This window comes from Mesorhizobium sp. RCAM 05104 (assembly GCF_059683645.1).
On sequence record NZ_CM185033.1, the window covers coordinates 5,985,985 to 6,010,193 of the forward strand.

The 24,209-nt window shown below is 65.0% G+C and carries 21 protein-coding genes; 4 read left to right on the plus strand and 17 right to left on the minus strand.

From position 1 onward, the window contains the following. Positions 1 to 146: 146 nt before the first annotated feature. The 5 genes from AC56QP_RS29295 to AC56QP_RS29315 all read right to left on the minus strand — a co-directional run bounded on the left by AC56QP_RS29295 (position 147) and on the right by AC56QP_RS29315 (position 6,677). A complete protein-coding gene (locus AC56QP_RS29295; RefSeq protein ID WP_489862317.1) occupies positions 147 to 1,466 on the minus strand; it encodes an HlyD family type I secretion periplasmic adaptor subunit in 1,320 nt (439 codons plus the stop codon). Positions 1,467 to 1,468: 2 nt separating this feature from the next. Further along, positions 1,469 to 3,232: a type I secretion system permease/ATPase gene (locus AC56QP_RS29300; protein ID WP_489862316.1), complete on the minus strand. Its 1,764-nt coding sequence runs from the start codon at positions 3,230 to 3,232 to the stop codon at positions 1,469 to 1,471. A gap of 33 nt (positions 3,233 to 3,265) precedes the next feature. Next, positions 3,266 to 4,690, minus strand: a complete 1,425-nt coding sequence (gene eglC, locus AC56QP_RS29305) for an endo-1,3-1,4-beta-glycanase EglC (RefSeq protein ID WP_489862315.1) — start codon at positions 4,688 to 4,690, stop codon at positions 3,266 to 3,268. Between the two features lie 481 nt (positions 4,691 to 5,171). Beyond that, a complete protein-coding gene (locus AC56QP_RS29310) occupies positions 5,172 to 5,594 on the minus strand; it encodes a hypothetical protein (RefSeq protein WP_489862314.1) in 423 nt (140 codons plus the stop codon). Between the two features lie 75 nt (positions 5,595 to 5,669). Further along, positions 5,670 to 6,677, minus strand: coding sequence for an NADP-dependent oxidoreductase (locus tag AC56QP_RS29315; RefSeq protein ID WP_497101025.1), 1,008 nt, complete (start codon positions 6,675 to 6,677; stop codon positions 5,670 to 5,672). 102 nt (positions 6,678 to 6,779) lie between these two features. Between AC56QP_RS29315 and AC56QP_RS29320 the strand changes: the two genes are divergently transcribed. Next, entirely contained in the window at positions 6,780 to 7,718 is a 939-nt protein-coding gene (locus tag AC56QP_RS29320; protein WP_489862313.1) for a LysR family transcriptional regulator, read from the plus strand. A 145-nt stretch (positions 7,719 to 7,863) separates the two neighbouring features. Here AC56QP_RS29320 and AC56QP_RS29325 read toward each other — a convergent pair whose 3' ends face one another. The 8 genes from AC56QP_RS29325 to AC56QP_RS29360 all read right to left on the minus strand — a co-directional run bounded on the left by AC56QP_RS29325 (position 7,864) and on the right by AC56QP_RS29360 (position 17,107). Beyond that, the gene (locus AC56QP_RS29325; RefSeq protein WP_489862312.1) at positions 7,864 to 8,850 is read right to left on the minus strand and encodes an ABC transporter permease; all 987 of its coding nucleotides are present in this window, start codon (positions 8,848 to 8,850) and stop codon (positions 7,864 to 7,866) included. A gap of 10 nt (positions 8,851 to 8,860) precedes the next feature. Further along, positions 8,861 to 9,835, minus strand: coding sequence for an ABC transporter permease (locus AC56QP_RS29330; RefSeq protein ID WP_489862311.1), 975 nt, complete (start codon positions 9,833 to 9,835; stop codon positions 8,861 to 8,863). Further along, positions 9,832 to 11,391, minus strand: a complete 1,560-nt coding sequence (locus AC56QP_RS29335; RefSeq protein WP_497100948.1) for a sugar ABC transporter ATP-binding protein — start codon at positions 11,389 to 11,391, stop codon at positions 9,832 to 9,834. Before AC56QP_RS29335 ends, AC56QP_RS29330 begins: the two co-directional genes overlap by 4 nt. A 248-nt stretch (positions 11,392 to 11,639) precedes the next feature. After that, on the minus strand, positions 11,640 to 12,674 hold the full coding sequence (locus AC56QP_RS29340) for an ABC transporter substrate-binding protein (protein ID WP_489862309.1): 1,035 nt from the start codon (positions 12,672 to 12,674) through the stop codon (positions 11,640 to 11,642). Positions 12,675 to 12,861: 187 nt separating this feature from the next. Then, positions 12,862 to 13,776: a sugar phosphate isomerase/epimerase family protein gene (locus AC56QP_RS29345; RefSeq protein ID WP_489862308.1), complete on the minus strand. Its 915-nt coding sequence runs from the start codon at positions 13,774 to 13,776 to the stop codon at positions 12,862 to 12,864. Next, positions 13,773 to 15,356 carry a mannitol dehydrogenase family protein gene (locus AC56QP_RS29350; RefSeq protein WP_489862307.1) on the minus strand — a complete coding sequence of 528 codons (1,584 nt, stop codon included), beginning with the start codon at positions 15,354 to 15,356 and terminating at the stop codon, positions 13,773 to 13,775. Before AC56QP_RS29350 ends, AC56QP_RS29345 begins: the two co-directional genes overlap by 4 nt. Beyond that, entirely contained in the window at positions 15,353 to 16,135 is a 783-nt protein-coding gene (locus tag AC56QP_RS29355; RefSeq protein ID WP_489862306.1) for an SDR family oxidoreductase, read from the minus strand. Before AC56QP_RS29355 ends, AC56QP_RS29350 begins: the two co-directional genes overlap by 4 nt. A gap of 78 nt (positions 16,136 to 16,213) precedes the next feature. Then, positions 16,214 to 17,107 carry a MurR/RpiR family transcriptional regulator gene (locus AC56QP_RS29360; protein WP_489862305.1) on the minus strand — a complete coding sequence of 298 codons (894 nt, stop codon included), beginning with the start codon at positions 17,105 to 17,107 and terminating at the stop codon, positions 16,214 to 16,216. Positions 17,108 to 17,458: 351 nt separating this feature from the next. Here AC56QP_RS29360 and AC56QP_RS29365 point away from each other — a divergent pair, with 351 nt between their 5' ends. Together AC56QP_RS29365 and AC56QP_RS29370 are read left to right on the plus strand one after the other, a co-directional pair. Next, complete coding sequence (locus AC56QP_RS29365) at positions 17,459 to 18,646, plus strand: Gfo/Idh/MocA family protein (RefSeq protein WP_489862304.1); 1,188 nt, start codon at positions 17,459 to 17,461, stop codon at positions 18,644 to 18,646. Between the two features lie 174 nt (positions 18,647 to 18,820). Further along, a complete protein-coding gene (locus AC56QP_RS29370) occupies positions 18,821 to 19,354 on the plus strand; it encodes a sterol desaturase family protein (protein ID WP_489862303.1) in 534 nt (177 codons plus the stop codon). Between the two features lie 53 nt (positions 19,355 to 19,407). Here the strand turns inward: AC56QP_RS29370 and rsgA are convergent, their stop codons facing one another. From rsgA to AC56QP_RS29390, 4 genes are all read right to left on the minus strand, one after another. After that, positions 19,408 to 20,442, minus strand: coding sequence for a ribosome small subunit-dependent GTPase A (gene rsgA, locus AC56QP_RS29375; protein ID WP_489862302.1), 1,035 nt, complete (start codon positions 20,440 to 20,442; stop codon positions 19,408 to 19,410). A 340-nt stretch (positions 20,443 to 20,782) separates the two neighbouring features. Next, positions 20,783 to 21,304 (minus strand): SRPBCC family protein, encoded by a 522-nt coding sequence (locus AC56QP_RS29380; RefSeq protein ID WP_489862301.1) that lies wholly within the window; start codon positions 21,302 to 21,304, stop codon positions 20,783 to 20,785. Between the two features lie 235 nt (positions 21,305 to 21,539). Then, entirely contained in the window at positions 21,540 to 22,787 is a 1,248-nt protein-coding gene (gene dinB / locus AC56QP_RS29385) for a DNA polymerase IV (RefSeq protein WP_489862300.1), read from the minus strand. A 153-nt stretch (positions 22,788 to 22,940) separates the two neighbouring features. Further along, positions 22,941 to 23,369 carry a winged helix-turn-helix transcriptional regulator gene (locus tag AC56QP_RS29390; protein WP_489862299.1) on the minus strand — a complete coding sequence of 143 codons (429 nt, stop codon included), beginning with the start codon at positions 23,367 to 23,369 and terminating at the stop codon, positions 22,941 to 22,943. A 153-nt stretch (positions 23,370 to 23,522) separates the two neighbouring features. On the opposite strand from AC56QP_RS29390, the gene AC56QP_RS29395 reads away from it, so the two are divergent. Beyond that, positions 23,523 to 24,110 (plus strand): dihydrofolate reductase family protein, encoded by a 588-nt coding sequence (locus AC56QP_RS29395; RefSeq protein ID WP_489862298.1) that lies wholly within the window; start codon positions 23,523 to 23,525, stop codon positions 24,108 to 24,110. Positions 24,111 to 24,209 lie beyond the last annotated feature (99 nt).

Genomic DNA, 24,209 nt, shown 5'->3' on the forward strand with positions numbered 1-24,209 from the left:
GAACGTTCCGTTTTGGGGCCGAAGGCGGACCGGCGGCTTTGGGCCGCGAATCTTCAGGAGCGGATATTCAAGTTGGGGTGGGCATCGTGCGGCCTGACCCTTGGCGATATTGACGGCGTGCCGACGGACACTGCGGTCCGCGAGATCTACCGCTCCGTGAAAGCGCGAGCGAAGGAATCGAGCATCGGTCGTGCGAGATACTCGAAGAAGGTCCGGTCGTCGGTGCTGATGAACGCCTCGACCGGCATTCCAGGGTAAAGCTGCTCCGCTTTCACGCCGGGCGGCAGGTCGGGGGCAATCTTCAGCTTGGCGCGGAAATAGGGTTCATGCGTAGCCTCATCGATGAGCCGGTCCGCGGAAACCTGTGTCACCTCGGCTGAAATCTCAGGCGTGAGCCGCATGTTCAACGCGGACAATCGCAGTTTTGCCGGCTGGCCGACACGAACCTGATCGATGTCCTTCGTCCGCAGCCGTGCATCGACGATCAGGCCCGACGCCGTGGGCAGGATCTCCATGATCTTCTGTCCGGGGGCAATCACGCTTCCCTTGGAATTGTAGGTCGACGACACCACGATGCCCGCGGCCGGCGCCTTGATCGTTGTCCGCCTCAGCACCGCCTCGGCTGCCCGGATCTGTTCCTCTATGTCGGCCAGGTTGGTACGGACGTCGTCCAGCTTGGTCAGCGCTTCCTCCACGCGTTGCGTGGTCGCACGCTCGATCTGCGCCTGCGCTTCGACGATCTGGGTGGCGGTCGCCGCAACATCCGCCTCCAGCGCCCCTGCCTGCCCGACAAGATCGGCCTCGCTGCGCAAAAGCTGCGAATATTCGCTGCGATTGGTGAGGCCCTTGTCCAACAGGCTGGTCTTGATGCCGAGCTCTTTCTTCACGATTTCGGCCTGTTGCTGGATGGCGAGTTTCTGGGCCTGCAATCCCACGACCGACTGGCGATGCATGGCAACCCGTTGCGTGAGGATCGATTGTTCCGATCGAAAGCGGGCGAGCCTGGCGTCGAATTCCTTCTGCTGTTCTCGAACCAGAGTCTCGAAATCGTGCTGGAACGGTGCCGGCGCGGTCCCTGTGACTGGTGCAAGCCGGTCCAATCCGTCGCGTTCCGCCTCGAGCCGCGAGGCGCTCGCCTTGAGCGCGATCGACTGTCTCGTCAGCCGGTTGAACTCGGCCTGCGCGGCTGTTCGATCGAGCAGGATCAGATCCTGGGCCTGTTGGACGCGATCACCTTCATGGACCAACAACTCCTGGATGATGCCGCCTTCGGGGTGCTGGATGAGGATGTTGCCACCCGTCGCCGAGATCGTGCCTTGCGTGATCACCGCGCCGGCCAAGGGCGCGCTGACGGCCCAATAGCCAAAGCACCCCGCCAGCAGCGCTATTGCGGCGTAGCCAGTGAAGGCCACCCGTCGGATGTCGGTGCGTGGTCGGCCTTCCCAGGCCAGGCTCTGCGCCGCCATCCTCACGATCCAAAGCGGACGTTGTGCGAGGCGCCGCGGATCGTCGTGGCGAACGACCCTGTCACCACCGTGTTGCGCTGTGGGGGAAGGCCCTTGCCGGCGGTCGACTGCCGCAACACGTCGCCGCTTGGACCCAAGGCTTCGACCACTCCACCGCGCAGAAGCATCACGCGGTCGCAGGCCGCGGCGATCGAAGGGCGGTGCGTTATCACGATTGTCGTGACGCCCGCTGCCTTGGCGGCGGAAAGCACCGCTTCGAGCGCCGCTTCGCCGCTGCCGTCGAGATGGGTACTGGGCTCGTCCAGAACGAGAATGCGCGGATTGCCGTAGAAGGCGCGCGCCAGTCCGATCCGCTGGCGCTCGCCACCCGACAGCGTCGTGCCGGATGGACCGATGGTGGCCTGGTAGCCGTCGCGCAGCGCCAGGATCAACTCGTGCGCCTCGGCGCGCCTGGCGGCCTCGACGATCGCGGGGTCATCGGCATCGGGGTCGAAGCGGGCGACATTCTGCGCGATCGATCCGGGAAAAAGCTCCACTTCTTGCGCGAGGTAGCCGATGTGCTTTCCGAGCTGGTTTTCGTCCCAGGTCCTGAGGTCGGCGCCGTCGATCCTGACCGAGCCGCCGGTCGGCTGGAGCGCGCCGACAAGCAATTTCGCCAGCGTCGATTTGCCGGCGCCGCTCGGGCCGATGATTGCCACCGCCTCGCCGGCGCCGATCACAAAATTCAGCCGCTTGAGGATGGGTTCCGTGCCGAAGGAGGCGTTCGGCGCGATGAAGAAAAGGTCCTGCGCGGTGATCGCGCCGGAGGGGTCCGGCAATGTCAGCTTCCGCGCTTCCGTCGGACGGGCCGCAAGCGCGGTCTCCAGCCGCTTCCACGAACGCCTGGCATCGACGATCTGCCGCCAGGACCCGATCAGCTGGTCGAGTGGCTGCAGCGCGCGCGACGACACCAGCGAGGACGCGAAGATCATGCCGGCTGTCATCTGCCCCTGCAGCACCAGCCATGCGCCGGCGCCCAGTATTGCCAGCTGCAGCATCATGCGCAGCGCCCGCGACGCCGCGCTGAAGATGGCGTTGGCGCCCGATGAACGGTCATGCAGGGTGAGCGCTTCCGCGACGTGCCTGCCCCATACCTCGGAGGCGGCTCGCACCATGCCCATGGCGCGCAGCGTTTCGGCATTGCGGGCAAAGGCCTGCTCCGCCTGGCTCGCGGCGGCCGAGCGTTCCGCCGACAGGGCATCGTTCCTGCCAATGGCAAGCTGATTGGCCACGACCAGAAGAAACAAAAGCACCGCGCCGGCGAGCGTCAGCCAGAACAGCACCGGATGGATGAGATAGAGCAGGGCGAGAAAGACAGGAGCAAAGGGCAGGTCGAACAGCACCGCCACGCCGCGCGACCTGATGAAGGCGCAGACCGAGGCAAGGTCGCGCAGCGGCGACAGGCCGCCGCCGGCATATTTGGCGCCAAGCGAGGCGGCGAATGTCGTCGCCCCCAGCTTCTGATCGACCGCAGCGGCGACGCGCTGCGTGTAAAAGGCGCGCACCGCGTCCAGCAAGCCGAGGAAGGCGAGCGCGACGACCGCCATGGCCGACAGATAAAGCAGCGTCTCGACGCTGGAGGATGGCAGCACGCGATCATAGACCTGCAGCAGGTAGAGCGGGATCACCAACAGCAGGATGTTGATCAGCAGCGAGAAGACGCCGATATCGGCAATGGCGCGCATGAACACCGGCCGCAGGCCCTGCTGCCTCGTCGCATCCCTCAATGGCGCATGATCCCGCAACATCGCACTGGTCGCCTAGACCGTGTGCTCGCCTGTTATGCTCAGATGGCTCTGCTGCACATCATCCAGCGTGTAGGCGCGGATATAGTCGATCTTCATTTGTGCCGGCGTCGCTAGATGGTCGGGAGGCGCGCCGGCGAAACCGCCGACCGCGAGATCGACCAGCATATACATGGGGCTATGCATGTCCGACGGCGTCGCGGCTTCGGCGACCTTGACGCCATCGTAGGTCCAGATCAGCTGGTCCGGCGTCCACAGCAGGCCATAGGTGTGGAAGCCGTCGGTGCTCGAAACATTCACCGAGGACGAAATCTTGGTGTGCTGTCCCGTCTCGTTGGTGTGCGCCGTCATCTGCAGCGTGTTCGGTTCCTGGCCGCGCATTTCGAGCACGTCCAGCTCCGGCGGCCACGAGCCGTCTTCCGGCAGCAGCCAGAAGGCCGGCCATGCTCCGGCGGTTTCGGGCAGGTCGGCGCGCATTTCGAAATAGCCATAGGTCTGCGAGAAGGTGTCGTGCGTCGTCAGGATCCCGGACGTGTATTCGTAGTTGTTGATGAGCGGCTTGATGTCGTCCGGGGCCTGCGCCGCGGTGATGGTGAGAACGCCGTTTGCCACGCTGAACGGGTGGACCGAGCTCGTCGGGCCGTAACTGGCGTCGATGTACCATTGCAGCTCACCGTTCTGGGTCAGCGTGCTGCCGTTCGGAGCGCCCCACCAGAAGTTGGAATCCCAGGTGCCGCTGTGGCCGTTCCAGAGATTCAGCGTGTTGAAGTAGTCGACGAAGGACACCGTCATACCTGTTTTGTCGATCGGCAGTTCGAACTGGGCGGGCTGAAACTTGTCGATCGTGGTGTTGTTGAACACCAGAACCTCGCTGGAGCCGAGGTTGAGCTGCACATTCGCTCCCGCCTGGACCATGTTGGCCTGCACGGCCTCGAACGAGGTGAGGGCGTAGCCATTGAGACGCACGGTGTCTGTCGCGCCGAAATCGAAGATCAGGTCGCTTCCATTGCCCTTCGAGACGATGAAGACATCGGCGCCGTCGCCGCCGATGAGGACATCATTGCCCTTGCCGCCATCCAGCGTCTGGCTGCCGGCGCCGCCCGTGATGATGTTGTTCAGCGTATTGCCGAACGCGTGGCGGCCATCGCCGGTGACGACGAGGTTTTCGAAATTGGCGGGCAGCTTGTAGCTCATCCAGGTGTCGATCGTGTCGACACCTGCCCCAGGATTTTCGACCGCCTTGTTGATCGTGGAATAGAGATGGTAGTAGTCGTCCCCCGCGCCACCATACATCGTGACATTGACACTGCTGTCTCCCCAGAAGGAGTCGTTGCCGGGAGTGCCGTGCAGTTCCGGTCCGGACCCTGTCGCCGAGTACCAATGGGTGGAAGCACCGGTGTAGGGAAGAGGGATGCCTTTGGCGTTCGTGACGGTGCTCATCAGAAATCCTTCCTCGTGGTGCCTGGCCTGCTCAAATCATTCGATAAGAGTCCCGGCGACCGCTTCCCGAGCAACGTTGCAACGAACAATATCGTTCCAGGGAATCGTCACTCGATTCACCATAGCATTGGCTCTTCGGAAGACATACCCTGAATAAGCAGCAAAGAGTCAGCCCTGTTGCCGACAGCAAGACATAATGACCATAAAGATATTTATTAAAATTTTGCATATCATGCCAAAATTATAGGCAGATTTGCTTGAATGGGGCCAATTAATATTAGTCTATGCTAACACTTTGAGGCGCACGTATCTGCGGTGGAGCAGGGGAGTTTGGCGGTGTGAGGCGAGGGTGCATTGGAAAAACACGCCTCATCAAAGGGAGTACGCCGCAACGTTGCCCTCCTTTAGTTCTCCAATCTTCCTGGCGAGGGATCGCCCGCGATCAGCAGTCCAGGCAGAAGTCCCGTCCCCACCTCGCGAGCTAAATTGTACGGCTCACGATAGGATCGTGCACCGCGTTCAGCCAGCCGCCCATCCGCAAAGGGTCGCCCTCCACCCGCATCTCCCCCGTGCTCAAAAAGCCCTGGAGCGCGGCGGTATAGTTCGGATCGGCACTACGCAATGTGTTCAGCTCGCGCGCCGCCGCGGCCGTTATCTCGATCATCACGTCCGCCCGCTCGTCCCGCCGCGCCCCGACCCTGAACGACGGCTTGCCACCGAGGATGTCGAAGCGAAGGCCTTGAACAAGGCCTTCGGACAATTCGACGCCGTCAGTGTAGCGCTCAACCAGCGACAGACTGAGTTCTGGCGAAAGTCCGGACTGCGAAGCCGCCTCGCTCATCAACGTTCCCACCATCTCGAACCAAGCCGTCGTTCCCTGGCAAACCTTCGCGTCCATGGTCATCAAACCGCTTCTTTCATCAGGTGTCACTTTCGCGACGAGGCGTCAGTCAAAGGACGATCCTTCAAGCTTCGGCCTTCAATCCACGTTGAGCACGATCTTGCCTTGAATGTGCCCTTGGGCCGCCCGCTCGTGCGCCTTGCGAGCGTCGGCGAGCGGATAGATGCTGTCCAGGACGACGCGAATTGTCCCGTCATCGAGCAAATGGGCGACGTCCCTCAACTGAGCCCCGCTCGAACGGACCTGGGTAGCCGAAACCGTGACGCCCAGCCTCTCGGCCTCCTCGGCACCGGAGAAGCCCAGGGGAAACACTGGGAACAATGCGCCGCCGCGCTTCAGCGTGCGCAGGAAACGACCGGTGCTCGGTCCGCCGAGGGCGTCGATGACAAGATCAATGTCATGCGCCAGGTTCTCAGGAGGCGTTTTTGTGTAGTCAATGAACTCGCCAGCACCGAGATCGCGCAGAATTGACTCATGTTTAGCCGATGCCACGGCGATGACGTGCGCACCTTTCAGCTTCGCTATCTGCACCGCGAAGTGCCCCACACCGCCTGCGGCGCCGTTTACGAGGACGATCTTCCCCTCGAGCGGCACCGGCTCATGCTGGTTCGGCTGAAGCGGGTTCGGCTCATTGTGCCCCAACTCCACCAGGAACTGCCACGCGGTGAGCAGCGACATCGGTGCTCCAGCGGCATGCACATGATCGATGCCGGTCGGCTTGAGCGCGACTTCCGACGCTGGCGCGCTGACGTACTCGGCATAAGCCTTGCTGTCCCCCGCAAGGCCCACGGGGAAGCGAACCATTGAATACACTTCGTCTCCGACGGAGAAATTCTCAACATCGTCAGCGATCGCCTCGACAACGCCCGATATGTCTGTTCCCAGAATGACGGGGAACGACACCTGCGGTTGCCACGCGGGAGGGAGCATCTTGTACCCGTCGCGCAGATACCAGTCGGGGGGATTGATACCGATCGCGTGAACGCGGACGAGCACCTCGCCCGCCTTCAGCTCAGGTTTCGGCGCATCCTCGTAGCGCAGCACCTCGGGACCGCCGAATGCATGTAATCGGATCGCCTTCATCATATCGCTCACTAGAATCTCCACGAGAACGCATATTGCTTCAGCGGTCATGTATGCTGTAACCGTGGGGTTGATAATTGCAGCCAATTTCGTTTCAATAATGCCATGAAGGAACAAATGGCTTTCGAACGATTGACCGGCTTGATCGCTTTCGCGCGCGCTGGGTCGATGGGAAGCTACACCGCCGCCGCCCGGTCCCTGTCGATCTCGCCCTCGGCCGTCAGCAAGAGCGTGCAGCGGCTCGAGCAGCATCTGGGCATTTCGCTCTTCACCCGCACGACCCGCTCGCTGACGCTCACGCCAGAGGGCCGCGAGCTGCATGAGCGCGCGCTCAGACTGCTGCGCGACGCGGAAGAGATTGAGCAGGCGGCGATGACGGCGCGCTCAGAGCCGTCGGGTACCTTGCGGATAGCAGCGCCGTTGCCGATCGGCGTCCATGTGATAGCGCCCGCGCTGCCGGCGTTCCGCAAGCTCTACCCCAAGGTGATGGTCGATCTGCGGCTGAACGACCAGATCGTAGATATCATCGAGCAGGGGATCGACATCGCGGTACGCATTGGCGACCTCGCGGACTCGCGGTTGTTGTCGCGCCGGCTCGCACCGCATCGGCTCTGCGCCTTTGCTTCGCCAGCCTATCTGGCAGCGCGTGGCACCCCGATGCACCCGGACGAGTTGGAGGGGCACGACACCGTCAACCTTCGCTACCAGAGCACGAGCCAAGCCTTGCGCTGGCCTTTTCGGATCGGCGACCGGGTGATCGAGATCGTGCCGCGGTCCGGCCTCGTCGTCGACGTGAGCGATGCGCTGGTCGCGACACTCGTGGCCGGCGGCGGGATCGGCATCAGCGCGACCTTTATCGCGGCGCCCTATGTGGCGCGTGGCGAACTGGTCCCGGTGCTGTCCGAATTCGCCGTCGAGCGGCACAATATCACCGCGCTCTGGCCGGAAAGCCGCCGTACCAATCCCGCCGTGCGGGCCTTCCTGACCCGGTTGCAAGAGGTCTTTCAAGAACGGATGAAGGCCGCGGCCAGAGTGTCGGTCTGACCGCGTCCTTGTCAGAGAGCGGGCAGTCGTTGCTGCTCAGTTGGCGCGGCCTGAACGAAAGGCAAGCTATCAGGATCTCGCGCGCCGAGCGACGGAGATGCCGTTGGCGGCGGCTTCGGGCAAAAGCAGCCCTTCATTCGGCCCCCTACCGCTCCTCGACAATCCGCAAATACGCCGCCGTGACGAACAGCACGATCAGCCCGAACAGGATCCGCCTTGCCCCCTCGGGCATTTGCAGGATGGTCAGCAGGGTGGTCAGCACGGTGAGGATGAGGGCGCCGATGATGGTGCCGGTGTAGCCGCCGCGGCCGCCGAAGATCGAGGTGCCGCCGATCACGGCGGCGGCCACCGAGGGCAGCACCAGCGGTTCGGCGAGCGACAGGGAGGGGGCCTTGATCAGGCCGATATAGAGCAGGCCGGTGATGCCGGCGAGCAGGCTGGAGATGATGTAGAGCGCCGATATCACCTGCCAGTAGCGCACGCCGGACAGGCGCGTGGCGTGCTCATTGTCGCCGACGGCGTAGAGCAGGCGGCCGAAGCCGGTGCGGCTCAAGGTGAAGACGATGAGGGCGGCCAGCGGCACGAACAGCAGCAGCGCGTTAGGGATGCCCCAGCTCAGGCCGGTGCCGAGCCAGGCGAGGAAGTCGGGGATCTTGGCGCCCGACGCGATCACCGTGCGCTGGTAGACCTGCAGGCAGCCGGTGCCGATCAGGCTGGTGCCCAGCGTCATGATCAGCGGGTGGACGCGGAAGACGCCGACGCCGATGCCGTTGACGAGGCCGATCAGCACCGCCGGCATCATCGCCAGCAGGAAGGCCACCGCCGGGTCCTGGTTGACGACTTGCGTGGCCATGATGAAGGCGCTCATCGTCGCCACCGTGCCGACCGACAGGTCGATGCCGCCGGTCAGCATGGTCATGGTCTGGCAGCCGGCGAGGATCGCCAAGGGAATGGCGAACTTGATGGTGTTGGCGATCCAGCGCTCGTTGACGATGCCGGGGCGCAGGATCTGCAGGATCACCACCAGGATGACGAGCAGGATGATGAGCGGGACCAGCGGCCGGTCGGCCATGAAGCGTTTTACGCGGCGGCCGAAGGGGACGGATTGAGAGATGGTTGCGGCGTTGCTCATGCCCATATCCTCATGACTGCCGCCCCCTCATGGTGATGAAGGCGCCGAACATCACCACGGCGACCATGATGGCGCCTTCGATGATGGCGGTGACGTTGGGATCGATGGCGAGCAGCGTCAGGTCGGTGCGCACCAGACGCAGCACGAAGACGGCGACGATGGGACCGAGCAGGCCGCCCTTGCCGCCGCCGAGCGCCACGCCGCCCAGCACCACCGCCGCGACGCTGGCGAGCAGATAGGGGCCGGGGATGGGGGCGCCGATGCCGGTGCTCATGGTCAGCGCCAGCCCGCCAAAAGCGGCGAACAGGCCAGACAGCGCATAGGCGATGATGCGGGTGCGCGCCACCGGCACGCCGCTGCGGAACGCCGCCAGCTCGCTCGAGCCGATGGCGTAGATGGAGAGGCCGAGCTTTGAGCGCCGGAGCGGGATCCAGATGATGCAGATGCAGATGATGAGCAGCAGCAGCGCCTTCGGGATCCAGGCGTCGATGCCGTCGGGCAGGCCCGGTATCGGCACGGTGCCCGAGATCAGCGCCTTCAGCCATTCGGCGGCCGCACCGCCCGGCGCGTCGAGCACCAGCAGGGCGGCGCCCTGCAGCACGAACAAAGTGGCGAGCGTGACGACGATGTCGGGCACGCGGGTGACGACGATCAGCAGGCCGTTGACGGCGCCGAGCACCAAACCCATGGCGAGCACGAAGGGCACCACGAACAGCGCGTATTCCTCCGAGGCACCATTCATCATCGAGGCGGCGGTGACGCTGGTCAGCGCCATCATGGCGGCGACCGACAGGTCGATGCCGCCGGCGATGACGACGACGGTCTGGGCGGCCACCGCGAAAGCGTAGGGCAAGACGGCCCGCGCGAGCGAGCCGAAATCGCCGCTGCCATAGGCCGGCTGGATCAGCCTGGTGATGACGAACAGGACGACGAAGAGGGCGAACAGGCCGGCGACCCAGCCCTGGCGGCGCAGGAAGTGGCTCATGGCGTCGTCCCCGGCGCGGTCGAAGCGTTCGAGGTTTCCGGGGAAGAAGAGTGGGGATCGGCCAGAATGCCGATATCTGCCTTGGCGCCGCGCGGCAGGCCGTAGGCGGCGCGCATCAGCGTCGGCTCGTCGGCCTCCTCGACCGGAAAGATATCGACGACGCGGCCGCCGAAGATGACGATGACGCGGTCGCAGACACGCTGCACCTCTTCGAGTTCCGAGGTGTAGAACAGCACCGACTTGCCGTTGCCGGCGAGCTCGCGCAGCAGCTTGTAGATCTCCTGCTTGGTGCCGACATCGATGCCGCGCGTCGGGTCGAAGCACAGGATGGTGCGAGCGTCGGCCGCAATCCAGCGGGCGATGGTCACCTTCTGCTGGTTGCCGCCGGACAGGCGCTGCACTTCCCCTTGCGCGCGGGTGTCGATCCGCAGCCGCTCGATGGCGCTGACCACTTTGGCGCGCTCCTGGCGCATGTTGATCGGGCCCCAGTTGCGGAGCGCGGCGCTGAAGGGCAGGGCGATGTTCTCGCGCACCGAGCGCTGCATGGCGAGCGCCTCGGCGCGGTCGCCCGGCACATAGGCGAGGCCGGCGCGGATGGCGTCGATCGGGTGCGTGAATTTCACCGGCTGGCCGTCGACCTCTATTGTGCCGCCCGAGGGCCGGATCGAGCCGGCAAGGGCGGCGAACAATTCGTCCTGGCCCTGGCCCTCGAGCGCGACGACGCCGGCGACTTCACCGTCAGCCAGATCGAAGGAGACGTCGTTGAGCTTGGTGCCGACGCGCAGATTGCGCACGCCGAGGCGCGGGCGGCTGGCGGCGGCCTGGCTGGCGTTGCGCGCGGCGACGTGGGTCTTGACGATGCGGGCGCCGAGCATCAGCTCGACGATCTTTTCCTCCACACCGGGCACGATGTCGACGACGCCGACGGTCTCGCCGTCGCGCAGCACGGTGGCGCGGTCGCACAGCGCCGAGATTTCGACGAAGCGGTGCGAGATGAAGATCACGGCGCGGCCGCTGTCGCCCTGGCGGCGCACGACTTCCAGCACCTTTTCGGCAAGATTGGCGGGCAGGGCCGCGGTCATCTCGTCAAGCAGCAGCACGTCGGGTTCGACGGCCAGCGCGCGGGCGAGGTCGAGCACGCGCAGCACGGCCAGCGGGATGTCGCGCGCGGTGTCGCGGATGTCGAGATCGGGAATGCCGAGTTCGCGCACCCAGGCGCGGAACGGCTCGACCGGCGTGCCGGTGAGGCGCAGGTTGGAGAGCACGTCGAGATCGGGAATCAGCGACGGCTCCTGGTAGACGGGCAGCAGCCCGGCGCGGCGCGCGGCGGCGGGCGAGCGCACGTCGCGGGCCTCGCCACGGATCAGGATGCGCCCGGCGGAGGCAGGAACCGCGCCGGTCAGGATCTTCACCAGCGTCGACTTGCCGGCGCCATTGGCGCCCATCAGCGCATGAACTTCGCCCGGCAGCACCGACAGCGACGCGTTGCGCAGCGCTGCCACCGCGCCGTAATTCTTGGCGACGCCTGACGCGTCGAGGAGGGGGGTGCTGGTCAAATCGCAGAGTTCTCGATTCATGAGGCAGGGTTATCGCGTGTGGAGAGGCCCCCTCATCCGACCGCTTCGCGTCCACCTTCTCCCCGTGGGGGAGAAGAGGTTGGCGCTTGTGCCGGCTCCCTCCTCTCCCCTCGGGGAGAGGTCGGATTGCCCCGAATTGCCCTTTGCAATTCGGTTGGCAATCCGGGTGAGGGGGCCTTTGCCATATGTGATATCCCCAACCCTTCCAAGGCAGGGGATATCGAGACTTACTCGCCCGGGCCCTTGCACGCCACGATCTGGTCCTTGGTGTAGGTGGTCCAGTCCGGGATCGAGATCGACACCGGCCATTCGGGGCTCAGCGACGGGTCGGCCGCTGCCTTCAGCTTGGCCTTGCCTTCCTCGGTGGCGTTCTCCCACAGCTGCGGCTCGACCAGCACGGTCTGCTGTGCCGGCTTCTTGCCGTCGAGGATCTGCAGCGCGAGCGTCACGCCGGCACCGCCGATCGAGCCAGGATTGGTCACCGCCGCGCCGACGAGGGCCTTGACCGAGCTGAGCTGGCCGACGAAGCCGGCATTGTCGGCGCCGACGATCGGCACCAGCGGCGCCTGCGATTCCACCAGCGCGTCGACGATGACGTTGTCGATGCCGGAGGTCCAGATGCCGTTGATCGGCGTTCCCGTCGACAGGAAGGAGAGGATCTGCTGCTTGGCCTGGTCCTGCTGCCAGCCGGTGAAGACCTCCTGCGCCACCTTCACATCGGGGAATTCGGCCAGCGCCTTCTTGAAGCCCTTGTCGCGGTCGCTGTCGGCGGACGCGCCGGCGGCACCACGCATGTAGAACACCTCGCCCTTGCCGCCCATCTGCTGGAATAGCCACTTGGCGCCGAGATAGGCGTATTGTTCCTGGTTGTTGGAGATGATGTAGGCGGACGGTTCGGTGACCGCCTGGTCGACGGCGACGACGACGATGCCGGCCTTGGTGGCTTCCTCGAGGCCAGCCTTGATGCCGGCCGGATCGGCCGGGTTGACGACGATGGCGTCGACCTTGGCGCTGATCAGGTTGCGGATGTCTTCCAGCTGGCCGGCCGCGTCGGTGTTGCGGTGGGCGATGTTGAGCTTGGCGACCTCGCCGGAGGCCAGCGCCTGCGCCTTCATGGCGCAGACCATCTCCTCGCGCCAGCCATTGCCCTGCACGGTGTTGGAGATGCCGATCGTGTATTTGCCCGCGGCGGACGAGGCGCCCACCGAAGCCAGAAAGGCCGCGCCGGCAAGCAGCGGGACCATGGTCAGGTATTTCTTCATTTCAGTACTCCTCCACATTGATTTTCAGTTTCAATTCCAAGTCGTTGAAGCGCGTCGCTTAGAAAGAGAGTCAGGCGCCGTGCTTCAAGTCTTTGTCCTCCCCATGTCGTCGCCGACATGCGCTCTCCTCACCCATGTCGTTGTCCCAAAACCGCAATGCACTTTTGGGCGACATGCATATCCGCCGTCACTTGACGAAGGGACGCAACACATCGCGGGCGAGCAGGAATCCCCGCTTCATCTGATCGTCGCTGCCCTCGAACCGCCGGTCCTCGTGCTCGATGATGATGGGGCCGTCATAGCCGGCCCGGTAGAGGCCGGAGAAGAAGGCATTCCAGTCGACATCGCCGAGCCCCGGCATGCGCGGCACCTGCCAGCCTATGCCAGCCGAAAGGATTCCGCGCTCATAGAGTCCATCATGATCAATCATCAGGTCCTTGGCGTGGGCATGCAGCATGTAGGGGCCGAATTCCCGGATGAAGCGGGCCTGGTCGATCATCTGCCAGACCAGATGCGAGGGGTCGAAATTCATGCCGACTTCGCCGCCCCAGGCTTCGAGGATGCGGCGCCAGACCAGCGGCGAATAGGCGATGTTGTGGCCGCCCGGCCACTCGTCATAGCTGAAGATCATCGGGCAGTTCTCGAAGGCGAGCTTGACGCCATGGTCGCGCGCATGGGCGACGATTTCGGGCCAGACCTTGAGCGCCTCCTGCCAGTTGACGTCGACGGTTTTCGAGGCATCGCCGCCGCAGAAGGTGTTGACGACGGGCACGCCCATAGTGGCGGCCAGCACGATCACCTTCTTCAAATGGCCGATCACCGCCTCGCGGTGGGCGGCGTCCGGGTGCAGCGGATTGGGATAGTAGCCGAGGCCCGAGACCGACAGGTTCTTCTCCGCCAGCGAGGCAACGATCTCCTTCGCCTGTGTGGCGGAAGTCGAGGCGGCGTCGATATGGCTGGTGCCGGCATAGCGGCGGCTGGCGCCCGATGATTTCGGCCAGCAGGCGATTTCCAGCGCCTCGAAGCCGGCACCACTTGCCCAGTTGGCGACCTCGCCAAGCGGCGTCTGCGCGAATGGCGCGGTGAGCACTCCAAGTTTCATCGTGCCTCCCCTTGTCGTGAATTCACGGCCGATACCGATAATGCCGATTGTGAGGGCGGCTTCAACCGTGCGGCCTCGCCCTGTTCCAGACTACGCCTGACGGCTGCCATCGGATCGTTCGAAAGCAGCCCGTCGAGCGCTGACGTGACGGCCGTGCGGAACGTCTCGTTCGCGGCAAGGCCGGGGTCGAAAATGGTGTCGATGGCAAGGATGCCGGCGGCCAGTGCCTTGGCGTCGTGGCCGATCGCGTCGGCGATATCAGCGACCTTGACGGCGTAGGGGTCCGACACCGGCCAGCGTGTGCCGAACCGTGCCGAGGCCTGGATCAGATAGGCCATCCAGCCGGCGACCGGCACCGCCAGCAGCGCGATGCTTTCGCCCTGGCGCAGCCGGTCGCGGATCGGGTTGAGCAGGCGCTGCACGATCTTCTGCGAACCGTCGGTGGCGATCTGGTGGTTGCGGTGGCGGATCGCGGTGTTGCGCAACCGGCCGAGGCTCTGCTCGACATAGGCCAGCGGTGAAACGCCGGGCACCGGCGTCAGCGTCGGCAGCGTCTCTTCGACAAGCATGCGGCGGACGAAATCCGCCAGCAGCGGATCGGCGATGGCATCGAATGTGTGTTCGAGCCCGGCCAGCACGCCGAGCGTGGCGAGCGTCGTCTGGGCGCCATTGAGCACCCGCATCTTGAGATGCTCGTACGGCGTGACATCATCCACGAAACTGGCGCCGACCAGGTCCCAGCGCGGCGTGCGGCCGGCGAATTTCTGCTCGATGACCCACTGCCGGAACGGCTCGCCGACGACGACGGCTGCATCGCGGTAGCCGAAACGCTGCTCGACGCTGTCGAGGTCGGCCTGCGTGACCGCCGGCGCGATGCGGTCGACCATGGCCGAAGGGAAGGCGGCGTTGGCCGATATCCAGTCGGCAAGGCCATTGCCGCGCCGCTTGGCAAAGGCCTGCACGACATTGGCCAGGATGACGCCGTTGGTCGGGATGTTGTCGCAGGACAGCAGCGTCAGCGGCTGGCCGTGCGTGGCCCGGCGCAGTTCCAGCGCCCTCGCGAGGATGCCGGGCACGCTGCGCGGTGTCTCGGGGCTGGCGAGATCATGAACGATGTCGGGATGGTCGAGATCGAGTTCGCCGCTCGACGGGATGTGGCAATAGCCCTTCTCGGTCACCGTCATCGTCACCAGTTCGATGTCGGGTGAGGAGAGCACGTCGAGCGCGGGGACGGCACTGGACTGGCTGTCGACCACCTTGACGATGCTGCCGATGACGCGTGCCTCCATGCGTTGGTCTTCGCGGATCAGCCTTGTGTAGAGCCCGCCTTGCCGGCCAAGCGTGTCGGCGAGGCTGGGTGGCCGGATGTTGATGCCGACCACGCCCCAGCGGTCGAACCGGAGCGAGAGCAGATCGTCGGTGTATTCGGCCTGGTGGCAGCGGTGGAAGGCGCCGACGCCGAGATGCGCCATGCCGGGCACCAGCGCCGCGCGGTCATAGGATGGCTTCTGGACAGCGGCAGGCAACCGGTCGAGCAATGCCGGCCCGAGGGTTTCCAGCGATGCGGAAGCACCGATCACCGGTTCGCCCCGATCACCGACTGCTCCTGGTCGATCACGGCGCCGGTCATCGGGCCGGCCGCGTCGGACAGCAGGAAGACGGCAAGGTTGGCGACGTCGCTTGGTGTCAGCAGCCGGCCGAAAGGCTGCGCGGCGTTTGCCGCATCGAGCCAGCCGGGACCATGGCCCAGCCTCTCCGCCTGCATGATGCGTTCGGCCGGGGTGTCGGTCCAGCCGACATTGATGCCGTTGACGCGGATGCGGTCGAAGCGGTGGGCGTTGGCGGCATTCTTGGTCAGCGTGGCGAGCGCGCCCTTGGTGGCGGAATAGACGGCAAGCTCGGGCGAGCCGCAATGCGCGTTGATCGACAGGATGTTGACGATCGCGCCGGGCTCCCCACGCTTCCTCATGTCGGCGATGGCAGCCTGCATCAGGAAGAACGGCGCGCGCGCGTTGACGGCGAACAGCGACGCCCAGTCGTCGAGGCTGGCATCGAGGAAGGAGGCGCGGTCGGTCAGTCCGGCGGCGTTGACGAGACCGTCGATGCGGCCGAAGCGCTCGATGCAGGCTTGCGCCAGCAGGGCGGGCGCTGTGGGGTCCCCCAGATCGGCGGCGACGAAGAGTGTCGGCGTACCGAGCCGCGAAAGCTCTGCCGCCACCGCGTCGCCGCGCGCCTTCTCGCGGCCGGTGACCAGAAGGCCAGCGGCACCGGAGCGCGCCAGCGTCTCGGCGATCGCGCGGCCGATGCCTTGTGTTGCGCCGGTGACCAGCACGACCTTGCCTTGAAGATGAAGCTCCATTCCTCCTCCCGGAACAAAGTTTCTATTTTTCCGAATATGGAACGGCAATTCCCGATAGTCAATTGTGCCAGCAGCGCCTCATGTGCCGCGGCGCGCGACGACGCCATGGACCAGTGCCATGCCGACGGCCAGCGACGCGGCCAGCGAACGGAAGCCGGCAAAGTCGGACTCCACCACCTCCAGCCAGCTGTCCGACAGCTTGATCAGCGGACTGAAGGTGCTGTCGGTGATGGTGACGATGCGGGCATTGCGTTCATGCGCCACCGCGACGAGGTCGGGCGTGATCGAATTGTAGGGGCTGAAGGAGACCGCCAGCACGGCATCCTGCCTGCCGATGCAGCCGACCTGATCGAGCGCGGTGGAGCCGACATTGTCGACCAGCACATTACGCACGCCCTGCTGCGACAGCGTCAGCGACAGATAGGTGGTGACCGGAAAGGCGCGCTTGGAGCCGATGACATAGATCAGGTCGGCGCCCGCCAGCAGCGCCACCATCTTCTCGAAGCTCTCGACGTCGAAGCCGCTCTCGATACGGCCAAGCGAGGCCTGCGAGGCGCCGACCATGCCGTGCAGGAAATGCAGGTCGGCATTGGGCTCGGCCGCCGTCCGTTCCTGGCCGCGTCCTTCCGGCCAGGACCCCTTGACGTGGTCCTTGAACAGGCCCTGGAAATCGGAAAAGCCGGAATAACCGAAGATCTGGGCAAAGCGCACCAGCGTCGACGGCTGCACGCCGGCCTGTTCGGCCACCTGGGCGATGGTGCCGAGCGCGACGTCGCTTGGATGCTGCCACAGGAAGATCGCGACCTGGCGCAGCCGCTTGGGGAAATGCACGGTGCCGGACGACAGCACCGCGCGCAGTTCCTCATAGGTTTGCGGCTTGATGTAGCCGAGGGCGGCAAGCGAGCGTCCGCGTTTGCGGGTCGCCGCCTCGTCGGCAGCCGATCGTCCCGATGATTTGCGCGCCCCACTCATGATTTCAGGCTAGCGCGATACGATCGTTTTACAATATGGAAATTGGAAATCCTGTTCGAAAGTGGTAGGGGGCTTGGTAGCGCGGAAGGTGGACTGGAGAATACTGTTGTCGCCGTACGCAGGGTTGGCGAAAGCCCTTCTGACGTCGTCATCCTAGGGCGAAGCAGGAGCGTAGCTCCGTCGCGGAGACCCTAGGATCCATGCCGCGACGGCTGTCGAGGAATGCGGCGGAAGAGAAGATTCTGCACGGCCACAACGCCTTGAAGCCACGGCATGGATCCTGGGGTCTCCGCGTCGCTGCGCTCCTTGCTCCGCCCCAGGATGACGAAGCGATAGGTGGAGGAGTTTGAAATGGTCTATGCAACATCGGACGGATCGGCGGGCAAGCGCCTGAGGGTCGGCATGGTCGGCGGCGGGCGCAACGCCTTCATCGGCGCCGTGCACCGGCTGGCCATGCGCCTTGACGACCAGATCGCTCTGCTGGCCGGCGCGCTGTCCTCGGATCCCGACAACGCCGCCGCCTCGGCCGCCGAGATCGGCATCGCGCCGGAGCGCAGCTATGCCGACTATCGCGTGATGGCACGGGCGGAAGCGGCGCGGCCGGACGGCATCGAAGCCGTCGTCATCGTCACGCCCAACCATCTGCACGCGCCGATCGCCACCGCCTTCCTCGAGGCCGGCATCGACGTGATCTGCGACAAGCCGCTGTCGACGACACTGGCCGACGCGGAGGCACTGGTGGCGCTGGCGCGGGCGAGAAAGCGCCGCTTCGTCGTCACCCTCAACAACACCGGCTACGCCATGGTGCGGCAGGCGCGCGAGATGGTGGAGGCGGGCGAGCTTGGACGGATCGTGTCCGTGCACGGCGCCTACATCCAGGACTGGCTGACTAGGCCGATCGACGCCGAGGGCCAGAAGCAGGCGGAATGGCGCACGGATCCGGCACGCGCTGGGCAGTCGGCGGTGCTGGCCGATATCGGCGTGCATGCCTTCAACCTGGCGAGCTTCATCTCGGGCTGCGAGGCCGAGGCGGTGTCGGCCGACCTGTTTACCGCCGTGCCGGGGCGCCGGCTCGACGATAACGCGCATGTGATGATGCGCTGGACGGGCGGCGCACGCGGCACGATCCTGGCCAGCCAGACATCGCCCGGCCACTACAACGATCTCTCGGTGCGCATCTATGGCGACAAGGCGGGGCTCGAATGGTCGGGCGCGCGGCCGGAGGAACTGCGCTTCTCCCGCTATGGCGAGGAAACCCGCACGCTGGTGCGCGGCGGCCATGGCTCGACTGAGGAAAGCCGGCGCGTGTCGCGCATGCCGGCGGCGCATCCCGAGGGCTATATCGAGGCCTTCGCCAATTTCTATCGCGACGCCGCCGACATCATCCGCGCCCATCGCTCGGGCGGCGTGGTCGATCCGGTCCGCGCGGCGCAGGTGCCCGATGTCGTCGACGGCGCGCGCGGCGTGAAGTTCGTCGCGGCGGCTGTGGATTCGAGCGCGGCGGGCGGGGCGTGGACGCCGGCGCGGTTTGCCGGATAACAATACGATCCGGCCCTCACAGCGCCGACTGTCCCCGCAAATCCTTTGGCGTGGGCTTGCGCCGGGTGACTGCGATGCTATGTCAGGTGCACCTGCATTGCTCCTCAGCCGCCGGGCTGGCAATCTGATGCCATCTTCTGTTGGCGGCACCGAAAGCTAGGTGAGGCGTCTCGGATGCAACTCGGTCTTATTGGCTACTACAGCGACTTCGTGGTCTATCCGCTGGTGATCGCCGTGCTGGCGGTGGCCGGCCTGATCGAGGCCGGCGAAGAGAGTGCGCCAGGCTGGATGGGCACGGTTCTCGCCTGTCTTGGCCTGTGGACGTTGATCGAATATGTCCTGCACAGGTTCGTCCTTCATCACATCCCCTACATCAGGGACTTGCATGACCGCCACCATGTCGAGGAGCGCAGTTCGGTGGGGACGCCGACCTGGCTCAGCCTCGGGGTGCATGCGCTGGTGGCGTTTTTGCCGGTATGGATGGTGTCGGATTTCGCTACCGCGAGCGCGGCCAGTTGCGGGCTGATGCTGGGCTACCTCTGGTACATCAGCATCCACCACATGATCCATCACTGGCATCCCACCCATCCGAGCTATCTCTACACGCTCAAGCGCCGCCACGCCGTGCACCACCATGTCGACGAAACGGCCAATTTCGGCGTGACGTCAGCCTTGTGGGATCGGGTTTTCGGCACGGCGCGGCTCTAAGGGCAGTAGGCAGTAGGCAGTAGGCAGTAGGCAGTAGGCGGTAGGACGGTCGTTCAGCGCCGCCTGCCGCGGCCGGCGGGAGACTTGGCGCCGCGAGGTCCTGTCTGGACCGGCGTGTTGTGCTGGTTTTCGTCGGACAGTTTTCGCCAGCGGGCGAGGCGCTCGGGATCGAGCGTACCAGCCTTCAGGGCAGCCTGCACCGCGCAGCCCGGCTCATGCACGTGGGTGCAGTCGCGGAACTTGCACAGCGGGGCAAGCTCGGTGATTTCGGCGAACAGCGTGTCGATGCCGGAGGCAACGTCGCTGACATGCAGCGTGCGCATTCCCGGCGTGTCGATCACCCAGCCGCCACCGGCAATGGCGTGCAGCGATCGTGCGGTGGTGGTGTGGCGTCCCTTGGCATCGTGCTCGCGGATGCCCGCGGTCTGTTGCGGCAGTTGCTGCGCCGCGCCGGCCAGCGTGTTCACCAGCGTCGATTTGCCGACGCCGGAGGAACCGACCAGCGCGACCGTCTGTCCCGGGCCGCACCAGGGAGCGAGGGCGGCCGCGGCATCCGATGTGCGCGGGTTCAGCGTCACGACGGGCAATCCGCGCTGCAGCGCGCTCGCCTGCTTGTGGTACGCCTCGGCGTCTTCAGCGGTATCGGCCTTAGTCAGCAGGATCACCGGGGTCGTTCCAGCCTCGTTGGCCAGCGCCAGATAGCGTTCGAGCCGGGCGATGTTGAAATCGGCGTTGCAGGAGGTGACGATGAACAGTGTGTCGACATTGGCCGCGGCAAGCTGCGGGACCCTGCCGCCCTGGGTGCGGCGCTCCAGCACCGTCTTGCGGGTCAGGCGGCGCCGCAGCAGGCGGCTATGCGGCTCGACCAGCACCCAGTCGCCGACGGCATAGTCGCCGGTGTTGGCTTGCGGCGGCAGTGTCAGGTCCGTTTGCCCGGTCTGAGACATGCCGCTCAGGCGGTCACGATGCACCATGGCAATGCGTGTCGGGACGAGGTTCGCCTCATCGGGACCGAGCTGATCGCCAAAAAAATCCGACCATCCGAGGCTTGCAAGCGACAGTGACGGGGTGTCGGGAGAGGGCTTCACGGCTTTGACCAAGGGTAGGGCGTCGCAGACATCGGACAGTATCCCCGGCGAAATGAGAGAGGGCGCGGACCTCTCGGGACAGGCGATCCACCCGAGAGGGTGTATGGGCGGCATGACGGGATTTGGCAAGCATTGCTGGCGAGAAGGGGCGGCTGGATGGTTGGGTGAGGGGCGGGGCGAGACGTGGATCCGCCCCCCATGCAGACCTAACCGCTTCAATTCGGGCCAGAAAGACCAGGGACCAACGGCCGATGCCGGCTACGGACTGGGACCCAACCCATCCCGATGGAATCGGGATGGGTTCTATCAAGGATCACAGCCGTGCCGACCCTCGCCTCGCTCAGCCTGTCGAAGGGGCTGGCTGCGCCCCCGCCGTCTTGAAATAACGGGCTGCGTCTTTCGCCATCCGGCCTGTGCACCAGCGTGCGTATGCATTCGCAAAGATCAGGCCAAGCCAACGGGCCGGCGCCGCTTCCGGCAGGTCGTATTCGATGAAGACCCGAAGCCGGGACCATTTCGCCTCGGGTGCTATTTCAAAACCCATCCGATAGCGGCCGACTACCCAGAGATTTGGTGTTCCGATGATTTCCCAGACCTTCAGTCTGGGAGGCATCCGGATCGTGACCACCTGTTCCGCAGACAGTGCAATTCCAAGTATTTTTCCATGGAAACCGAACTTGGAGCCGACCAAACGAGCTTTCCCTGCGTCGAACTCGTAGTCCATTTTCGAACCGAGCATCATCCAGGACGAGGCGCTCATGTGAGCCCCGAGGTGCCTGTGGTCGTCGAGATAGGCGAACACGGTCTCAGCCGTGGAGTCTATTGTGGCAGTAGCCTCGGTGGAACGCGAGAATGCCGGCATAATCTCACCTCCGGTTCATCCCCACGTTTCAGGGAAACTTGGGAAAAATCCGATCCTGTCGAATGAGACTTGGCAAACTAGCGCTACCCAAGGTGCACGGCATTGATTTGTGTCAAGCAGCGATGCGCAATCGGTGCCGTGCTGAACAGTGTTCTCGGCTTGGTGTGTCGGTGGCCTCATGGCGGCGTCTTGTACGTCGCTCATGAGCACCCGACTGGCGCGCTCCGGGCACGGCTCACAATTCCTTCTCCGCCAGTTCCCTGAACTCGTCGGGCACCGAGCGCGCCGCCTCCAGCGCAACCGTGCCGTAGCCGACCGCCTGCTTGCCGAAGCGTTGGCGGATTTTGTCGATGGCGCGGTCGGCGCCGAAGCGCGTCAGGCCCTTGCGCGTACCGGGCCGGCGCTTCTCGTCGGCGAGGCCGAGCGGCAGTTCGAGCTGCAACTCGGCGCTTTCCTCGAGATGCGAGACCGAGATTGCCAGCAGCGAGATCGTTTTCTCCTGGCGGTGGTCGGCGAGCACGCCGCGCACCAGATCGCCGGCGATCTCGGCCAGCATCGTTGTCGCCGAGATCGGCTGGTCAAGCGTGATCGAACGGGTAACGGCGCTGAGATCGGCGAAGCGCACGCGCACGGTCACGGTGCGGCCCGGCCGCGCCTTGGCGCGCAGCCGGCAGGCGACACGGTCGGCCAGATGCAGCAGAGTGGGCACGTAGACGTCGGCCACGGCCGGTTTGCGGCCGAGCGCCGACTGGGCGCCCGCGGAGCGCGCCCTGCGCTTCGTCTCCAGCTTTCGCGGGTCGCGGTTCCAAGACAGCGCGGCGAGCTTTTCGCCGGCCGCCGGACCGAGCAGGCGCGTCAGCGCGCCGCTGTGCGTCCGGGCCAGCTGGCCGATGGTCTCGACGCCGATGTCGGCCAGCCGCGCCTTGGTCGCCGGGCCGACGCCCCACATCAGCGAGACCGGCAAATCATGCAGGAAGGCCAGTTCGGTGCCGGGATGGACCACCACCAGCCCGTCGGGCTTGGCCACTTGCGAGGCGATCTTGGCCAGATGCTTGGTGCGCGCCACGCCGATCGAGATCGGCAGTCCGAGTTCGGCCCGGACGCGGCGGCGGATCGTCGTGGCGATCTCTTGCGGCGAACCGAACAGATGCGTGCAGCCGGCGACATCGGCAAAGGCCTCGTCGATGGAAATGCGCTCGACCACGGGTGTGAAATCGTCGAGCACCTTGATCGCCGCGTCGCCCAGCCGCTGGTAGTCGCCGAAATTGCCGCCGACGAAGATCAGTTGCGGGCAGAGCTCGCGGGCCTTGCGCCCCGGCATGCCGCCGCGCACGCCGAAGGCGCGCGCTTCATAGGAGGCGGCAAGCACGACGCCGCCGCCGACCGCGATCGGCTTGCCGCGCAGCGACGGATCGAGCAACTGCTCGACCGAGGCATAGAAGGCGTCGAGATCGGCATGCAGGATGGTGGCTGTCGTTTCCATGCCGACCATTCGCTCGCGGTGCACCGGCCGCATATCCGGAGTTGCTTATGAATAGGAACAAATAGAGAACAAAGATAGCTCGCTGTCAAGCTGATGAGACCGGCGTTGGCGGGCTCGGCGCTTCATTTCCTCCGCGCGGGAAAGCGCGGTGCCTCAGCCTGTCGACTGGCCGACATGCTCGGTCCGCAACGCCATTTTCATGCGATCGAGCGCTGCCTCGCCACCCGCCGCCAGGTCGTCGGCGATCCGGGCGAGCCTGTCGTCGGCGTTGCGGTGCTTGCTCCCCCAGGCGCCGAGCGTTGCGAGCACGGGCAGAAGGTCGATGCCGGCCTCGGTCAGCCGGTAGACCGTCTTCAGCCCATGCGTCGGGTCGTCGCTTCTGGTGAGGATGCCTTCGTCCTGAAGGGTCTGCAGCCGCTCGGCCAGCGTGCGCGACGAGATGCCCTCGTCGGACTGCAGGAATTCGCGAAAATGCTTTTTCCCGGCGAAGACCAGGTCGCGGATGATGAGCAGCGTCCAGCGGTCGCCGAGCAGTTCGAGCGACAGGTTGATCGGGCAGCCGGACTTTCTCCTGGTCGACATCGCTATGCTTCCATTTGTAAATCACTTTACTATTGACACCATTATCGGCATGCGTCAAATGGTTCCAAAAGTAAATCGTTTCCAACCGTGACGGCTCGCCAGGAGCACAATTTCGCGCGTCCCTTTGATCGCAAGCGAACGAGGAGAATGACGATGAGAAAGCTCATCCTTCAGATGCAGATGTCGGTCGACGGCTTCGTCGGCGCCTTCGAGGACCATCACTGGCAGCTGTGGGAATGGGGCGACGACAGCGCCTGGGACGACGAGCTGAAAAAGGACTTCAACGCCGTCTTCGCCGGTATCGACACCATCCTGCTGAGCCGCAAGATGGTCGAGGAGGGCTATCTGACCCATTGGGGCAACGCGGCGAGGAACTATCCGCGAGACCCTTTCCATGCCTTTGCGCAACGTGTCGTCGAGGTCGACAAGGTGGTGCTGAGCGACAGGCTCAAGGTCTCGCGGTGGGAACGCACCACGGTCGCCAGCGGCGACCTACCGCGCGAGGTGGACGCGCTGAAGAAGACCAACGGCGGCGATATCGCGGTGTTCGGCGGGGCGGGGTTTGCGTCGGCGCTGATCGCGGCCGGGCTGGTCGACGAGTTTCAGCTGTTCATCAACCCGGCGGTGCTGGGCGAGGGGCGCCGGATCTTCGACCTGCGCGGTTTCCAGAAGCTGCGCCTGCTCGGTTCGAAGGCCTATGCCTGCGGCATGGTGGTCAACCGCTACGCGCCGGCCGGCTGATACGGAATGCCGCGCGAAGGCATCGCGCGGCGGAAAATAGTGTTTGGGTGGAATCGCTTGCCCGCTTTCCTTCGTTTTCAAGATGCGGTCACCGGCGGA

What these genes read in the sequence shown, in the direction of transcription:
- AC56QP_RS29345 (WP_489862308.1), bottom strand. Translation starts at nt 13,776, where the DNA reads ATGAAACTTGGAGTGCTCACCGCGCCATTCGCGCAGACGCCGCTTGGC.
- AC56QP_RS29320 (WP_489862313.1), top strand. Translation starts at nt 6,780, where the DNA reads ATGAAGGAACAAATGGCTTTCGAACGATTGACCGGCTTGATCGCTTTC.
- AC56QP_RS29355 (WP_489862306.1), bottom strand. Translation starts at nt 16,135, where the DNA reads ATGGAGCTTCATCTTCAAGGCAAGGTCGTGCTGGTCACCGGCGCAACA.
- AC56QP_RS29330 (WP_489862311.1), bottom strand. Translation starts at nt 9,835, where the DNA reads ATGAGCCACTTCCTGCGCCGCCAGGGCTGGGTCGCCGGCCTGTTCGCC.
- AC56QP_RS29390 (WP_489862299.1), bottom strand. Translation starts at nt 23,369, where the DNA reads ATGTCGACCAGGAGAAAGTCCGGCTGCCCGATCAACCTGTCGCTCGAA.
- AC56QP_RS29370 (WP_489862303.1), top strand. Translation starts at nt 18,821, where the DNA reads ATGCAACTCGGTCTTATTGGCTACTACAGCGACTTCGTGGTCTATCCG.
- AC56QP_RS29325 (WP_489862312.1), bottom strand. Translation starts at nt 8,850, where the DNA reads ATGAGCAACGCCGCAACCATCTCTCAATCCGTCCCCTTCGGCCGCCGC.
- AC56QP_RS29365 (WP_489862304.1), top strand. Translation starts at nt 17,459, where the DNA reads ATGGTCTATGCAACATCGGACGGATCGGCGGGCAAGCGCCTGAGGGTC.
- eglC (WP_489862315.1), bottom strand. Translation starts at nt 4,690, where the DNA reads ATGAGCACCGTCACGAACGCCAAAGGCATCCCTCTTCCCTACACCGGT.
- AC56QP_RS29380 (WP_489862301.1), bottom strand. Translation starts at nt 21,304, where the DNA reads ATGCCGGCATTCTCGCGTTCCACCGAGGCTACTGCCACAATAGACTCC.
- AC56QP_RS29310 (WP_489862314.1), bottom strand. Translation starts at nt 5,594, where the DNA reads ATGACCATGGACGCGAAGGTTTGCCAGGGAACGACGGCTTGGTTCGAG.
- AC56QP_RS29295 (WP_489862317.1), bottom strand. Translation starts at nt 1,466, where the DNA reads ATGGCGGCGCAGAGCCTGGCCTGGGAAGGCCGACCACGCACCGACATC.
- dinB (WP_489862300.1), bottom strand. Translation starts at nt 22,787, where the DNA reads ATGGAAACGACAGCCACCATCCTGCATGCCGATCTCGACGCCTTCTAT.
- AC56QP_RS29315 (WP_497101025.1), bottom strand. Translation starts at nt 6,677, where the DNA reads ATGATGAAGGCGATCCGATTACATGCATTCGGCGGTCCCGAGGTGCTG.
- AC56QP_RS29340 (WP_489862309.1), bottom strand. Translation starts at nt 12,674, where the DNA reads ATGAAGAAATACCTGACCATGGTCCCGCTGCTTGCCGGCGCGGCCTTT.
- AC56QP_RS29360 (WP_489862305.1), bottom strand. Translation starts at nt 17,107, where the DNA reads ATGAGTGGGGCGCGCAAATCATCGGGACGATCGGCTGCCGACGAGGCG.
- AC56QP_RS29395 (WP_489862298.1), top strand. Translation starts at nt 23,523, where the DNA reads ATGAGAAAGCTCATCCTTCAGATGCAGATGTCGGTCGACGGCTTCGTC.